Here is a 13,708-nt window from a genome sequence, read left to right as displayed (position 1 = left end):
AGGCGCTGGACTTAAGCCCCCCACAGCGCACATATCCGTTTCATGACCCAAGCCCACGACGCCGACGTCATCATAGCCGGGGCCGGGATGGCCGGCGCCACGCTCGGCCTGGCCCTGGCCAGCGCGGGGCTGACCGCCATCCTGGTCGATCCCGCTCCCTTCGACGCCCAGCTGGCGCCGACCTTCGACGGCCGCTCCAGCGCCATCGCCTATGCCAGTTTCCGCCAGTGGCGGGCGTTAGGCGTCGGCGGGGACCTGGAACCCCACGCCCAGCGCATCGAGCAGATCCTGGTCACCGACGGGACCAGCCCCGGCGCCGCCGCAAGCCGGCCGGGCTCGGCCTTCCTGCGCTTCGATTCCGCCGAGATCGGCGATGTCTCGGACGGCGAGCCGCTCGGCTACTTGATCGAGAACCGCCGTATCCGCGCGGCCCTGGCGGCCGGGGTCCTGCAATCACCCAACCTCACCGTGCTGGCCCCCATGAAGGTCACGGCCGTCGAGGTCACGCCCGGCGCGGCGAAGGTCACGCTTTCCGACGGCCGGGTCCTCTCGGCCCCTCTGGTCGTCGGCGCCGAGGGCAAGGCCTCGGTGGTTCGCCGGGAAGCCGGCATCGACACCATCGGCTGGGGCTACGGCCAGTCGGGCGTGGTGGCCACGGTCGCCCTGGAGCGGGACCATGACGGTGTCGCCCACGAATACTTCCTGCCCGGCGGCCCGTTCGCCATCCTGCCGCTGACCGAGCAACGGGCCAGCCTGGTGTGGACCGAAAAGACCGCCCAGGCCGAGGCCCTGCGCCATGCCCGGCCGGAGATCCTCCACGCCCATATGCAGCGCCGGTTCGGCGAGTTCCTCGGCGCGCCGACGGTGCAGGGGCCGATCTTCGTCTACCCCCTCGCCCTGTCACTGGCCGAACAGATGAGCGCCCCCCGCGTCGCCCTGCTCGGCGACGCCGCCCACGGCGTTCACCCGATCGCCGGCCAGGGCCTGAACCTGGGCCTCAAGGACGCCGCCGCCCTGGCCCAGGTGTTGGTCGAGGCCCTGCGGCTGGGCGAGGACATCGGCTCGGAAGTCGTGCTGGAGCGCTACGCCGCCTGGCGCCGCTTCGACAACACCATGCTGGCGGCGGCGACCGACGTCTTCACCCGCCTGTTCAGCAACGATATCGCGCCGCTGCGGGCGGTGCGGGGGCTGGGCCTGGCGGTGGTCAATCGCATCGCCCCGGCGAGGAAGTTCTTCATGCGTGAGGCTGGCGGCGCGGTGGGGGATCTGCCCCGGCTGCTCAGAGGCGAGGCGCTTTAGGTCCGACGTTCTTAGTTCCGCCGCCTTGGGGGGCGGGGGACCGCGCGCGAATACGCGCGTGGTGGTGTGGGCAGCGCCAGCCGACGGGAATTGCCGCGTTCTGGCGCGGCCGTCGATGCCGGCTTTCATCATCAATGGGAAGGGCTAGCGCTGTCCCCTCAGTCCGGCGCGTATTCGCACCGGACAGCTCCCCCAGAAGGGGAGCGACTACGAAATCGGTCTATTCGCCCAGTTCCCGCGCCTCTTCCGGCAGCATGACCGGCACCCCGTCGCGGATCGGGTAGGCCAGTTTGGCGCCGCGGCTGATCAGTTCGCCGGCGCCGCGGTCGTACTCCAACGGCCCATGCGTGACCGGGCAGACGAGGATTTCCAACAGACGGGGATCAACGTCGATCTGAGAAGGGGTCTCTTGCATAGGCGTCTCTTACTGCATCGAAGAACCTTCGTCGTCCCCGATCACCGAGCCGATGCGCAGCAGGGCGGTGAGGATCTCGCCGCGCTCGCCGTGGGTTACGGCCTCCAGCAAAGCCTGTTTCTCGGCCGGCTCGAATGGCAAGCCCATGGACAGGCTGTCGATCAGCGACTCGGCTGGCGCCCCTTGGGCAGCCTCCCAGTCCACCGCCAGCCCGCGCGGCTCAAGATAGCCTTTCAGGGCCTCAAGCAGGTCGGCGTTGCCGAGGCCGCTGGCTGGCGGCGGCTGCAGGTCGTCGATGAAGGGGGCGTAGTCGGCGCGAACCTGCCGATACGGCGCCATCAGGCCCAACTCCTCCTTGATGCGGAACCGGCAGACCCCCGTCAGGGTGACCAGGTAGCGCCCATCGCCCGTCTCGGCGAAGGCGGTCACCCGGCCGGCGCAGCCCACCGGGCTGAGGGCCGGCCGTTCGCGGTCGCCGCCGGCGCGGGTCTGGACCATGCCGATGATCCGGTCGCCGCCCATGGCGTCGTCGAACATGTTGAGATAGCGCGGCTCGAAGATGTTGAGCGGCAGTTGCCCGCCCGGCAGCATCACCGCCCCGTCGAGCGGAAACACCGGTATCGCCTGGGGCAGGTCCTCGATCTTGCGGTAGCCGGTGACCATGGCGGGCTTCCTAACTGAACAGGATCGACGACAGGCGCCGGCGTCCGGCCTTGGTGACATCCGAGGTCTGCCCCGCCGCCTCGAACACGGTGAGGAGTTGCTTGCGCGCCGCCTGCTCGTTCCACTCGCGGTCCGCGGCGATGATGTCCAGCAGGTGGGTGGCCGCGTCCTGGTAGCGGCCCTGTCCGGCCAGGGCGCCGGCCAGGTCGAAGCGGGCCTGGTGGTCGTTCGGATCGGCGGCCAGGGCCCGTTCGAACTCGGCCGTCTCGGAAGCGGCGCCCTCGGCCAGCGCCAGGCTGGCCCGCGCCGCGTCCAGGTCGGCGTCCTTGGCGCCTTCGGGAGCCATGGCGACGATCTGGGCCGCGCCCTCTACGTCGCCGTTCTGGATGTAGATGCGGGCCAGACCGCCGATGGCCTTCACATTGGCCGGGTCCATCTGCAGGGCCTGGGCGTAGGCCTGGGCCGCGCCACCGAGGTCGCCCAGATCGACCGACTCCTTCGCCAGCGCCAGGACCTCGTCGATCGCGTTGGCCGGCGGCGGGCCGGCCAGCCGTTCGACGAACTGCTTCACCTGGCTCTCGGGCAGGGCGCCCTGGAAGCCGTCCACCGGCTGGCCGTTTACGAAGGCGTACACCGTCGGGATCGACTGCACCCGCAGCTGGCCCGCGTAACCGGGGTTCTTGTCGACGTCGATCTTCACCAGCTTCACGGCGCCGTTCATCCCCGTGACCACCTTCTCCAGGGTCGGGGTCAGCTGGCGGCAGGGGCCGCACCAGGTGGCCCAGAAGTCGACGATCACCGGCTGGGTCTTGGAGGCCTCGATGACGTCAGCCATGAAGCCGGCGTCGCTGCCGTCCTTGATCAGGTCGCCCTTGGGGGCCGTCGGGGCGGTTTCGCCGATGAGGGTCATTCTGGGTCCGTAGGCTCTGTGTGTTGGCCGGAAAGATGGGCGCATCGCCGCCCGGGTTCAACGCACATCCGGAGGATTTGGTCGCCCCTAGCCGTCAACCCGCTGCAGGTTCGCGAAGTCGACGATGATCGGCTCATGCGACACGGCAGTCAGAAACCGGCGAAAATCGGCCTGGCTGACGGCAGTGGTGGCGGTGTTGACCAGGGGGTGGAAGTTGACCGGGTCGCTCGCGGCCAGGGCCGCGTCGAGCACGAAGGTGACCTGCCCCTCCGTGTCGTTGGCCAAGGCGAAGGCGGTCACCGAGCCGGGGGTCACGCCCAGGACCTGCTTCATCAGCTCGCCGCTGCCGAACGACAGCCGGGCCGAGCCGATCACTGGATGCAGTCGCTTCAGGTCGATCTGGGTCTCGCCCAGCGCCGAGATCATCCACAGCCGGCCCTTGGCGTCCTTGAGGAACAGGTTCTTGGTGTGGCCGCCCGGCAGCTCCGCCTTGAAGTCGTCGCCCTCGCCCACGCGAAACACCGCCGGATGGTCCAGCGTGCGGTGGGCGATCCCCAGTTCGTCGAGGAAGGCCAGCAGTTCTTCCTTTCCTCGCATGGGTCAGCCGCCGTCGCGGGTGCTCAGCGGCGCGTCGGGATCCGAGGACGGACGCTTGGCGGCGGGCGGCGGGGTGGCGGGCGGTGCGGCCTGGCCGGCGGCCCCGGCCACCACGCCCATCAGCTTCACCGCGTCGGTCAGCATGTCGTAGTTGCGGCGCACCCGCTCCTGGAAGGCGTTGTCGATCGCCTGGGTCTCGGAGGCGGTGCGGCGGGCGCTCTCCATCAGGTCGTCCATGCCCCGATCGACAGCGGTCTTGACCTCCTCGGCCTGGACGCGCGCCTGCTCCGGGAGGGCGCGGGTGCGGGTCTCAAGGTCGGCCAGCAGGGCCTGCAGCTCGGCCAGGGTGGTCTTGGCCGAGGCGGCCCCCTCCTCCAGCCGGGCCGCGGTCTGGGCGCCCGCCTGCTCGACCATCTGGGCCGAGGATTCGATGAGGTCGCGAGCCTCGTCCAGCCGGGCCTGGAAGATGGCGTCGGCCTTCTGATGGGCGGCGAAGGCGGCTTCGTTCAGCTGATCGACGCGGCCCTGGGCGGCGCCGGCATGGCCCTCGGCGGCCTCACGGGCCTCGTTGGCGGCGCGGGTCAGGCGGTCGACCGCCTCGCGCAGGTCGCGCTCCAGCCGCGCCCGCTCGCCAGCGGCGGCGTCGCTGAGCAGCGACAGGGCGCCCTGGGACTCGCCGGCCAGCGCCTCGCGCTCGGAGGCTGCGGTTTCCAGCAGGGCGGTCATCTGGCTGGCCGCTTCGCCGATCAGGGCGCGCAGAGCCTCGCCGCTCTTGCCGGCGAGGTCGCCAAGCTCGCTGGCGCTCATCGTCGCCTGGGCCACGAACTCCGAAAGCTGGGCGGCGCGGGTCTCGGCCTGGGCGGCGAAGTCCTCCTGGTCGGCGCGGATCGCGTGGCTGACGGTGACCAAGGCGGCGCGCTGCTGCGACAGCCCCTGCTCGACGACCCGCATCTGGTCGCCGACCCCGACGCCGGCGGTCTCCAGGCGGGCGACCTGGCGGGCCAGGTCCTCGCCGGCCACGCGGGCGGCGTCGCTGGCCTCGCCAGCGGCCGCGGCCAGATCGGCGGCGCGGGCGGCCAGGGCGGCTTCAGCCTCTCGCAGCTGGGTCTCGGCCAAGTCGGAGGCCTCGGCCACCATACGGGCCTGCATCGAGATGCTGTCGGCCACGGTGGCTGAGCGATTGTCGAGCTCCCCGCTGAGCGCGCTCAGCGAGTCGCGTTGGCGGCCAAGGGTGGCGGCCAGATCGCGGGACGTGCGCTCGGCGGCGGCGGCGGCCTCGGCGAGGCGCTCGGTCTCCTCCGCCAGGGCCTGGCGCAGGGCCAGCATGGTCTCGCGCGCCTCGGTGGCGGAGAGGGCGGCGGCGTCGATCTCGCTGCGGATGGCCTGGACGGCCGCGCCGCTCTCGGCGGCGGCCAGGGCGGCGGGACCGACCATGGTGGTGGCCAGGTCGCGGGTGCGGCGGATCTCGCCCGACAACTTCTGGCTCTGGCGGATCACCATGGCGACCAGCCAGATCAGCGCCAAGGGCCCGATGGCCAGGCCGGCGAACACCGCGATGGCCAGCGGGTCGGATTGCAATGGCACGACACCCTGGCGGTAGCCAAAGGCATAGGCGATCGGCGCCACGGCCCAAAGGGCGGAGACGATGCAGGCGGCGGCCCAGATCCCCGCTCCACTCGGCTCCCTCACCGTCGGCGCATGGGCAATGACGGCGGGCGGCAACGGCGGCTCGGCCGTGGGGCGCAGGAAGGTGTCGGGCTGCGGCGGGGCGACGGCGGCTCTGGCGGGCTCCGGGGCCGGCTCGGGGAGCGGCCGCTCCGGCGCCAGCTCGACCATTGGTGCCTCGATGATGTCCAGCTCGGCCTCGGCCATGGCCGGGGCGTCCAGCCGCTGGTCGGGGGCCGGCTCGAAACGCGGGACGATCCCTTCCGGCGCGATGCGGGTGAAATCGAGCGTCGGGCGCTTCTTGGCCTTCATGCGCTTTGTATCGTCCTGAAGCGGGCCGGACCTTGGACGGCGCGTCGGCCCCGACCCCAGCCCTCGCGCACCAAGGGAAACCTAGACGTGAATGGGGCCGGCGTTAAGTCGGTTGCAACGATTTCGTAAGGGGAAACAGCCGCGTGGCCGATTCAGACGGTCCTGGCGGCTGTGACGGACGGTGGCGCCACCTCATCCGGGCACGGACCCTCTTGGGCGATGGCCTTTTTAGACGGTGCTGATTCGCGCTGGATCACCCGCTCGGGCTCGGGATGCGACACACCGACCTCAATCCCGAAGTGATTGAGGGTCGCGACAGCCATCCACACGACGAGGGCTGCGACGAGTTCGACAATGGCTTGCATGGGGCGTCCCTCCCCGGAAACCGATAACCCGGTTATCCGCCGGGTTCCGCAAGCTGGCAATATGTCCAAACGTGAACTTTCGGACAGGTTTGACCGGCCGGCTGCGGCGATGAACCGCTAGGGCTTGCGAATGAGCAGGCCGATGGCCGCCAGCCCCGTGAGGGTCATAGCCGTCATCCCGAGGTAGCCATGCGGACCGAATGCGTCGAACAGGGGGCCCGACGCCAGGGTCGCAAGGCCGATGAACAATCCGCCGGCGCACGCGGAGCTGACCGTCTGGGCGGCGGAGGCCGCGTGCGGCGGGGCGTAGCGCTCGATCAGCGCCAATGACCCAAGGAAGGTGGCGGTAAAGCTGAGGGAATGTAGGCCCTGCAGTGGGAACAGCAGCCAGAGCGGCGGGGAGAAGGCCATCGCCGTCCAGCGGATCAGCGCCGCCAGCCCCCCGATCGCCACCATCATTTCCGGCCGCACCCGCCGGCGCCACGGATCGCCGAACCACATGAAGGCGACCTCCAGCACCACGCCGATCGCCCAGAGCGCCCCGATCCAGGCCTCGCCGATCCCCTGCTTGCGCCAGAGGAGGGCCGAGAAGCCGTAGTAGAAGCCGTGAGTCGCCTGGATCACACCGCTGCCGACCACCGCTATGATGAAGCCCCGGTTGTGGATCAGGTCCGAAAGCCCACGCCAGCGGGCCGACCGGGGCGGAGGTTCGCCGCCCTCGTGCACCGGCTCGGGCGGCAGCATGAAGCGAGCGGCCAGGGCGGCGGCCAGAGCGGCGGTGATCGTCCAGAAAAGCACCAGGTCGGGGGCAGCCAGCGTCAGCAGAGCGCCGACCGCCAGGTTGCCGACCACGAAGGCTACCGAGCCGATGCCCCGGGCGAAGGGGTAGGAAAACCCCTCCCGCCGGGCCAACCGCAGGCTGATGACATCGCCGAGCGGCGGCAGGGTGCCCAGCATGCAGGAGGCGATGGTCCAGGCGACCAGCCAGGCGGCGAAGCCCTCGACCAGGGCGATGGAGGCATAGGCCAGGGCGGCCACCGCCCCGAACAGGATCAGCGGCGTGCGACGCAGCCGGAACCCGTCGCCCCAGACGGCGGCCAGTGGTGAGACCACAATGCGGGCCAGCATCGGAGCGGCGAGAATGATGCCGATTTCCGCCCCGCTCAGGCCTTGGCTGCGGAACCACACGGGCATGTAGGGCAGGCTGGCCCCGGTGCCGATGAAGATGGCCGCATAGTAAAGGCCAAGGCGCAGCTGGGTGGGCATGGGGGCAGTTAGCGCGAGTCCGCCGCCGGTTATAGCTTCACCGGCTGCTCGATGGCCTGCACGGCCTCGATGAGGTCGTCACCCCGTTTCCGCAGCACGGCCTGGGCGTCATAGAGGGCCTGATTGTAGTAGATCGGACCCAGGGTCTCGGCGAGATAGTCGAGCAGATCGAGTGTCTCGAACTGGCCGATCTCGAACTCGTATTCAGCCTTGAGGTGGTCGCGCTGCAGGCGGACCAGGCTGTCCTGGGTCTGGCGGTCGAGCTTGATGGTCATCGGACCTGCCGCACTTCGGCGCGGTACAGGGTCGGCCAGTCGTCGGAAGATACGCCCCGGCAGTCGCTCATCACCGATTGCTCGACCAGGACGAAGGCCTGGCCGTTCCAGGCCCAGCGGATCATCGAGCCGCAGTCGCCGAGGCCCCTGCCCTTCTCGAACGCGCTGAGGGTCAGGGTGCTTGGGTCGAAGTCGGGGTTGGTAACGTAGCCGGTCTCCTCGCCGTAGCCGTCGGCGTAGGGGAAGATGAGTTCCGCCACCTTGCGGCCGGCGTTGTCGGCGGTGAAGAACTTGTAGCTGAAGTTGTAGGCCCCGCTGCTGCAAATGGCGCCCCACAGCTGCAGGTCGGGGCCCAGCCGCGCCCAGATCGCCGGAAAGTCATTGGGATCGCCCAGGCTGTCGCAATCCTCGTGCTTGGCGATCTCGCGGATGAAGACCGGCGGCTTACTCTTGGCGCCGCCCTTCGCCGCCGGCGGGACCTCGACGATGGGAAGTGGCGGGGCAGCGGGCGCGGCCGATGGCTGGCCGGCGCCGCGGGCCACCAGGGCGTCGGCCAGGCCCGCCCGGTCCTGCTGGGCATCGATGTAGCGGAGCGAGGCGGAACTGCCGGTCAATGAGATGTCGGACTTGATCCCGCTAGGCCCCTGGATACTGAGCGTGCGGGCGTCACGAATGACATCGATCAGGACGGCGGAGTCCTTGGCGTCCAGTGTCCTGGTCCAGCGGCCCTCGTCCTCATCGGGGTCGATGACGAGGAGGGAACGCCCGTCGGCATGGACGCTCCAGACACCGCCTGCGGGAGGCTCCTCGAAGAAGTTCAGGCCCAGGCTGACCCGGGGCGCCGCGCCTGGCCCGGCATCTCGCGACACCTTGATCCAGGACTCGCTCGCGGACTCCGAGAAGCCGAAGGCCGAGCAGGTCTTCAGGTTGTCGCAGACCACCATCCATTCGCCGAAAGTGCGGTTGTCCTGGGCCTGCGACGGCGCGGCGAACCACGCGGCCAGCAAGCCGGCCAGAACCAGAACCCCGCGCATGCGCCCTCCGTCAGTTGGCGGGCAGGGGCGGCAGGTCGAGCCGCCGCATGTCCGCGCTTTTCACATAGAAGCGCAGGATGGCGTGATCGAGGGCGGTGTCGCCAGCGTTTTCGACGGCGATGTGCAGGTCGATGAGCGCCCGGCGCAGGGTGGCGTTGGTGCGGTCGAGGCCGGCGATGGAGAAGTCGCGATCGACGTCCGCCTCTGCCGGAATGGCGGCGCCGCCCTGGCTGAGCAGGTCGCGGATGGCCCCGTTCTCCCACAGCCGGGCTTCGGCGCCGCGTTCGGCCTCCTGGGCGCAAAGCAGGGAGATCATGCCGGTGACGGCCACCTTGCCCTGCATGAAATCGCCCAACGCCTCGGGCGGCGGCGGCTCCATCATCGACAGGAAATTGCCGAGCAGCAGTTCGGACGCGGTCGGGGTCATGCCAGGCCCTCCAGCTTGGCGAGGACATTGGCCAGGATCTCGTCCTGGCGGCGGGCGGTGTACCAGCCGGACAGGCCCAGCACCGGGTCCTTGAAGCCGCCAGCCCGGTATTCCTTGGCCGAGGACACCCAGATAGCGGCCCCCTTCACCGAGGCGAACAGTTCCCACCAGGCGAAGGCAGCGGGATCGACCTTCAACCCACTGGCTGCTTCCCACAGGGCGATGGCTTCCTCGCGAGGGACCATGCCGGAGACGCGATGGGTCTCCTTGTAGGACCACAGCGGCTCGATGGCCCAGCCGAGGTCCTCCAGGGGATCGCCGATATGGGCCATCTCCCAGTCGAGCAGGGCGACGATCTTGCCCGCTCCATCGTGCAGGAAGTTGCCCGTCCGGTAGTCGCCATGGACGACGCTGAGCTTCTGGGCCGGCGGCGGCGGGTTGCGGCGCAGGCGGCGGATAGCCGCCCGGATGATCATCTGGGGGTGTTCCTCGTCCTCGTTGACGACCCCCTCCCAGTAGTCGAGTTCCTTAGACCAGCAGCCGTCGAGAGCCGGGGTCACGGCCGCTTCGCTGATCGGCAGGGTGGCGGGATCGGCGGCGGCGATCGTCCCCAGGTGAGTGAAGAACTGCCGACCGATTTCGGCGGCATGCTCGCCATAGGGCGGCATGGTGAAGGGGCTCTGGGCCTTGCCGCCGTCGATGCGACCCATGATGAAGAAGGGCCGTTCGAGCTCGGCCCCCTCCTCTTCCAGCGCCAACGCCTCGGGCACCGGCAGGCCCTTGTCGAAGAAGGAGCGGAAGGCCAGGAATTCGACCCGCCGGTCGGTGTCGATCAGGCTGCCGGTCGGGTCACGGCGCAGGATCATGCCCCGCGTGCCGCCATCAACCTCAAGGTCGAACCGGTAGGTCTCGCGGCTGGCCCCACCGGGAATGCGGGACAGGCCATGAACCTTGGCCGGCTTACCGCCGGTGCGGGTCAGGTAGGCTTCCAGTTGGTCCTGCAGGCTCATTTGGCCATGTCCAGGATGTCGCTGAAGCCGGAAGGCTGGTGCGGGCCCATGACCAGCTGCTCGAGCACCCCCCTGCCCTTGCGCACCGTGCCATCGGCGTCGGTGTAGATCACCTCGCTCAGCGCCTGGACGTGCAGGTTGAAGGGCATCTTCGGGTCGGCCTCGGCCAGGACGATGTCCTCGCGCTCGACGGCCAGCGGGCCGTGCAACAGGCCGTGGCTCCATTTGGGATGGGTGTAGCCCAAGCCCATCATCTGGAAGTTATAGAGCGGCTTGAACTCGACCTTGCCGGCCGGCTTGCCCCAGTCGTCGGTCAGTTCCACCACCGCGTCGACAGCGTGGCGGGTGCCGGACTTCCAGTTCACCTTGGCCTGGCCGTTGAGGTGGTCGAAGCCCTCTTCGTCCGCCTGGTCCGGGACCCAGACGGCGCGGGTGTTCCACGGGCGGCCCAGAGCGTCTTCATTGGAATGGAAGAAGAACGAGCCGTTTTCGAAGCTACTGGGCGACCACAGCCAATAGAACTGCGGCTTGGGCGCCGGGATGATGTCCTGGCTGTCGCGGGCGCCAACCGGGCGGATGCCCCAGCTGCGGTCGCGGGTGCCGACGAAGCCGTCGACGCTGCGCCGCTCGCCGTCCAGCTCGATCCAGCCGGTGTAGCGGCCGTTCTGGGTCAGGCGGGTGTAGTCCATGAAGGCGCGGGTGCCGTTGCGGCGGATGAAGCGCGGCTCTTCGATGGGGGCCGAGCGGCTCTCGAACTCGACCTCGGCCTTCAGGCCATGCTCGGGGGAGTCGACGAGGATCTTCAGCTTATGGAGCGGCTCGACCACGACGATCCGCAGCGGACCGCAGGCCATGTCCATCCGGTCGCCAAGCTGGCCGCTGACATGCAGGGCGGTCTCGACGCCATTGCGAACCACCACGAATGCGCCGTCGGTGACGTTCAGGTGCGGATAGACCCCGAAGGCCGCGGCGAAGAAGTCCTCGCCCTCGGTCGGGTGATAGCCGTTGAAGAAGTAGCGGTCGTAGAAGTTCCGGTCGGTGCCGCCATAGGCGATCGGCTCCGGCGTCTGGTGAATCGGATAGTCGTCGCCACGGGTCAGCGCCATGCGGTAGTCCTCCCTCGAACGCGGGAGCCTCTGACGGGCCCTCGTGCGTGATCGCTGTTCAGGTTACGCGTACGGCAGGCGAATTCAACGGTGACCGTGGGGCAAGAGCGTAATGAAAAACACGAACATTGACGTGGCCCTGGCGGCGCTGGCCGGACTGGCGGCCGTGGGCTTCGGCGCCTTCGCCGCCCACGGGATCAGTGACCCCAAGGCGGTCGAGTGGCTGAAGACCGCTGGGCAATACGCTGGTGTTCACGCCCTGGCGGTTCTGGCGGTTTCGGCGCTTGCGAGGGGCGGTCTGAAAGTGATCACCGGGACCCGGGCCGCATTCCTGGTCGGCATTCTGTTGTTCAGCGGCTCGCTCATCACCATGGCGTTTGGGGGACCGCGCTGGTTGGGCGCCGTCACACCGGTCGGCGGGCTGGCAATGATGAGCGGCTGGCTGTTGCTGGCGATCAGCGCGCTGCGTCGGGCCTGAGCGCCAGGAACCGGAGGGCGGCTCCGGATCCAAGCAGGCAGAGCAGCATGACCACCGCCATCGGGATCGGGGTGCCGTTGTGGATGGTCCCCGCCGCGGCGCTGGCCAGGGCCCCGGCGCCGAACGACAGGCCGCCGCTGAGCGCGGAGATCGAGCCGGCCCGGCGCGGGTCGCAGCTGAGAGCGCCGGCGGTGGTGTTGCCCTGCATCAGGGCATAGGTGGCCAGGGTGACGAACAGCAGGGGCAGCAGCAGCCAGGGGCCGCCGAGACCGCTGACCGCGGCCAGGGCCAGCAGCACGCCGAAACCGATGGCGACCAGGCTGGCCGTCTTCAGCACCGCGTCTGGGCTGTGGCGACGCAGCAGCATGCGGTTGACCTGGTTGGCGCCGATCACCCCGAAGGCGTTGAGCCCGAAGATCACCGCGTAGGGCGTCGGCTCGAATCCATAGATCCCCATGATCAGCCCCGGCGAGGCCGAGATGTAGGTGAACAACACCGCCCCGTTCAGCGCCCCGGCCAGCAGGTAGCCGATCAGCCTGGGCTGGACGAGCAGGGCCGCATAGGCCTGGAACGGGTTTTCCGACGCCGCCTGAGCCGCTGTCTCGGCCGAGCGCGACTCGCGCAGGCGGAAGGCCACCGCCAGGGCCACCGCCACCCCAAACGCCGCCAGGCACCAGAAGATGGCCCGCCAATCGGCGACCATCAGCACCAGGCTGCCGGCCGCCGGCGCCAAGATGGGCGCCAGACCCATCACCAGCATCAGCAGGGACAGGATCCGGGCGGTGTCGCGATGGTCGAAGTTATCGCGCACGATGGCCCGGGCGATCACCCCGCCCGCGCAGCCGCCCAATGCCTGCAGGAAGCGAGCGCCGATCAAGGCGTTCACGTCACTGGCCAGGGCGCAGATTACCGAGGCCACCACATAGACCGCGCAGCCGACCAGGATGGGTCCGCGCCGACCGAACCGGTCCGAGGCGCTGCCGTAGAAGAACTGGCCGATGGCCATGCCGGCCAGGAAGGTCGACAGGGTCAGCTCGACCTGCGCCTGGCTGGCGCCCAGCGACTCCGCGATGGCCACCTGGGCCGGCAGGTACATGTCGATCGACATCGGCGCGAAGGCCGTCATGGCGCCGAGCAGGATGACAAGGCCCCAGGGAGTCGGAGCCGGCGGCGGCAGGGTTTCGTTTCGGTCGGTCAAGGCGGGGGTGACATGCGCCGTGGGTCCGGACGTGACAACCCCCTTTGCGCCCCTCGAAACCGCCCCTTAACCGTGGCCGGCGCAGAAAGCTGTCATGGATCGCCGCAGCCTCTTCGCCCTCGCGCCCGCCCTTCTGGCCGCTTCCGCGGCCAAGGCGTCCGCGCCTGCCAAGGGCAAGGAGAAGGAAGGGTCAGGCCAGTACGTCGACCTGTCGCCGGTCGCCCTGCCCATCGTGGTCAAGGGCAGGCTGGTTAACTACGTGTTCGCCTCGGTGCGGCTGAACCTGTCGCCCTCGGCCGATGCGGCCAAGCTGCGGGCCAAGGAGCCCTATTTCCGCGACGCCCTGGTCCGGGCCGCGCACCGCACGCCATTCACCAACCCCAAGAGCTATGTCGAGCTCGATGTCGCCCGGCTCAAGGCCAGCCTGCTGCGCGACGCCGGCGCCATCGCCGGGGCCAAGAACTTCGTCAGCGTGACGGTCAGCTCCCAGACCCCCAAGCAGCGCACCGGCCTGCCGCGCCCGACGGCCTGACAGGCCCGAATACCGGCGCCATTGCGCCCACCCTTTCTATTTGGCAAACACGACCGGTCTTTTTCGCAATGGGCGCATGCCGCCCAATCGAGAAGGGGGACTGGAAGCCGCCCGTAAAGCGGGCCAAAGCCCCCCGCGCAAGGAAACAAGGGGCAT

The 13,708-nt window shown here is 69.4% G+C and carries 16 protein-coding genes; 3 read left to right on the top strand and 13 right to left on the bottom strand.

Annotated features, from left to right (window positions below):
• The first annotated feature begins 42 nt into the window (after positions 1–42).
• Positions 43–1,299, top strand: coding sequence for a UbiH/UbiF/VisC/COQ6 family ubiquinone biosynthesis hydroxylase (locus tag GVN21_RS09870; protein ID WP_166574566.1), 1,257 nt, complete (start codon positions 43–45; stop codon positions 1,297–1,299).
• 220 nt (positions 1,300–1,519) lie between these two features.
• On the opposite strand, the gene GVN21_RS09865 is transcribed toward GVN21_RS09870, so the two are convergent.
• The 12 genes from GVN21_RS09865 to GVN21_RS09810 all read right to left on the bottom strand — a co-directional run bounded on the left by GVN21_RS09865 (position 1,520) and on the right by GVN21_RS09810 (position 11,344).
• Positions 1,520–1,714: a Trm112 family protein gene (locus tag GVN21_RS09865; RefSeq protein WP_166574565.1), complete on the bottom strand. Its 195-nt coding sequence runs from the start codon at positions 1,712–1,714 to the stop codon at positions 1,520–1,522.
• 9 nt (positions 1,715–1,723) lie between these two features.
• Positions 1,724–2,377, bottom strand: coding sequence for an LON peptidase substrate-binding domain-containing protein (locus GVN21_RS09860; protein ID WP_166574564.1), 654 nt, complete (start codon positions 2,375–2,377; stop codon positions 1,724–1,726).
• A 10-nt stretch (positions 2,378–2,387) separates the two neighbouring features.
• Complete coding sequence (gene trxA, locus GVN21_RS09855; RefSeq protein WP_166574563.1) at positions 2,388–3,287, bottom strand: thioredoxin; 900 nt, start codon at positions 3,285–3,287, stop codon at positions 2,388–2,390.
• Positions 3,288–3,374: 87 nt separating this feature from the next.
• Complete coding sequence (locus tag GVN21_RS09850; RefSeq protein ID WP_166574562.1) at positions 3,375–3,884, bottom strand: YbaK/EbsC family protein; 510 nt, start codon at positions 3,882–3,884, stop codon at positions 3,375–3,377.
• 3 nt (positions 3,885–3,887) lie between these two features.
• Positions 3,888–5,861 carry a polar localization protein TipN gene (locus GVN21_RS09845; RefSeq protein WP_166574561.1) on the bottom strand — a complete coding sequence of 658 codons (1,974 nt, stop codon included), beginning with the start codon at positions 5,859–5,861 and terminating at the stop codon, positions 3,888–3,890.
• 152 nt (positions 5,862–6,013) lie between these two features.
• Entirely contained in the window at positions 6,014–6,226 is a 213-nt protein-coding gene (locus GVN21_RS09840; RefSeq protein WP_166574560.1) for a hypothetical protein, read from the bottom strand.
• A 117-nt stretch (positions 6,227–6,343) separates the two neighbouring features.
• Entirely contained in the window at positions 6,344–7,492 is a 1,149-nt protein-coding gene (locus tag GVN21_RS09835) for an MFS transporter (protein ID WP_166574559.1), read from the bottom strand.
• 29 nt (positions 7,493–7,521) lie between these two features.
• Positions 7,522–7,767: a DUF2164 domain-containing protein gene (locus GVN21_RS09830; RefSeq protein ID WP_166574558.1), complete on the bottom strand. Its 246-nt coding sequence runs from the start codon at positions 7,765–7,767 to the stop codon at positions 7,522–7,524.
• Positions 7,764–8,801: a DUF1176 domain-containing protein gene (locus GVN21_RS09825; protein ID WP_166574557.1), complete on the bottom strand. Its 1,038-nt coding sequence runs from the start codon at positions 8,799–8,801 to the stop codon at positions 7,764–7,766. Before GVN21_RS09825 ends, GVN21_RS09830 begins: the two co-directional genes overlap by 4 nt.
• A 10-nt stretch (positions 8,802–8,811) precedes the next feature.
• Positions 8,812–9,228 carry a hypothetical protein gene (locus tag GVN21_RS09820; RefSeq protein ID WP_166574556.1) on the bottom strand — a complete coding sequence of 139 codons (417 nt, stop codon included), beginning with the start codon at positions 9,226–9,228 and terminating at the stop codon, positions 8,812–8,814.
• A complete protein-coding gene (locus tag GVN21_RS09815; RefSeq protein WP_166574555.1) occupies positions 9,225–10,238 on the bottom strand; it encodes a phosphotransferase family protein in 1,014 nt (337 codons plus the stop codon). Before GVN21_RS09815 ends, GVN21_RS09820 begins: the two co-directional genes overlap by 4 nt.
• The gene (locus GVN21_RS09810; RefSeq protein WP_166574554.1) at positions 10,235–11,344 is read right to left on the bottom strand and encodes a hypothetical protein; all 1,110 of its coding nucleotides are present in this window, start codon (positions 11,342–11,344) and stop codon (positions 10,235–10,237) included. Before GVN21_RS09810 ends, GVN21_RS09815 begins: the two co-directional genes overlap by 4 nt.
• A gap of 112 nt (positions 11,345–11,456) precedes the next feature.
• Here GVN21_RS09810 and GVN21_RS09805 point away from each other — a divergent pair, with 112 nt between their 5' ends.
• Positions 11,457–11,822, top strand: coding sequence for a DUF423 domain-containing protein (locus tag GVN21_RS09805; protein ID WP_166574553.1), 366 nt, complete (start codon positions 11,457–11,459; stop codon positions 11,820–11,822).
• Here GVN21_RS09805 and GVN21_RS09800 read toward each other — a convergent pair.
• The gene (locus tag GVN21_RS09800) at positions 11,800–13,020 is read right to left on the bottom strand and encodes a multidrug effflux MFS transporter (RefSeq protein ID WP_166574552.1); all 1,221 of its coding nucleotides are present in this window, start codon (positions 13,018–13,020) and stop codon (positions 11,800–11,802) included. The two genes, GVN21_RS09805 and GVN21_RS09800, sit on opposite strands and share 23 nt — an antisense overlap.
• 94 nt (positions 13,021–13,114) lie before the next feature.
• Here GVN21_RS09800 and GVN21_RS09795 point away from each other — a divergent pair, with 94 nt between their 5' ends.
• The gene (locus GVN21_RS09795; protein WP_166574551.1) at positions 13,115–13,552 is read left to right on the top strand and encodes a hypothetical protein; all 438 of its coding nucleotides are present in this window, start codon (positions 13,115–13,117) and stop codon (positions 13,550–13,552) included.
• Positions 13,553–13,708 lie beyond the last annotated feature (156 nt).

The organism is Caulobacter sp. SLTY (assembly GCF_009905535.1).
Lineage (GTDB): Bacteria > Pseudomonadota > Alphaproteobacteria > Caulobacterales > Caulobacteraceae > Caulobacter.
Note: the sequence above shows the minus strand (reverse complement) of the source record. Positions and strands in the feature narration are given on the sequence as shown.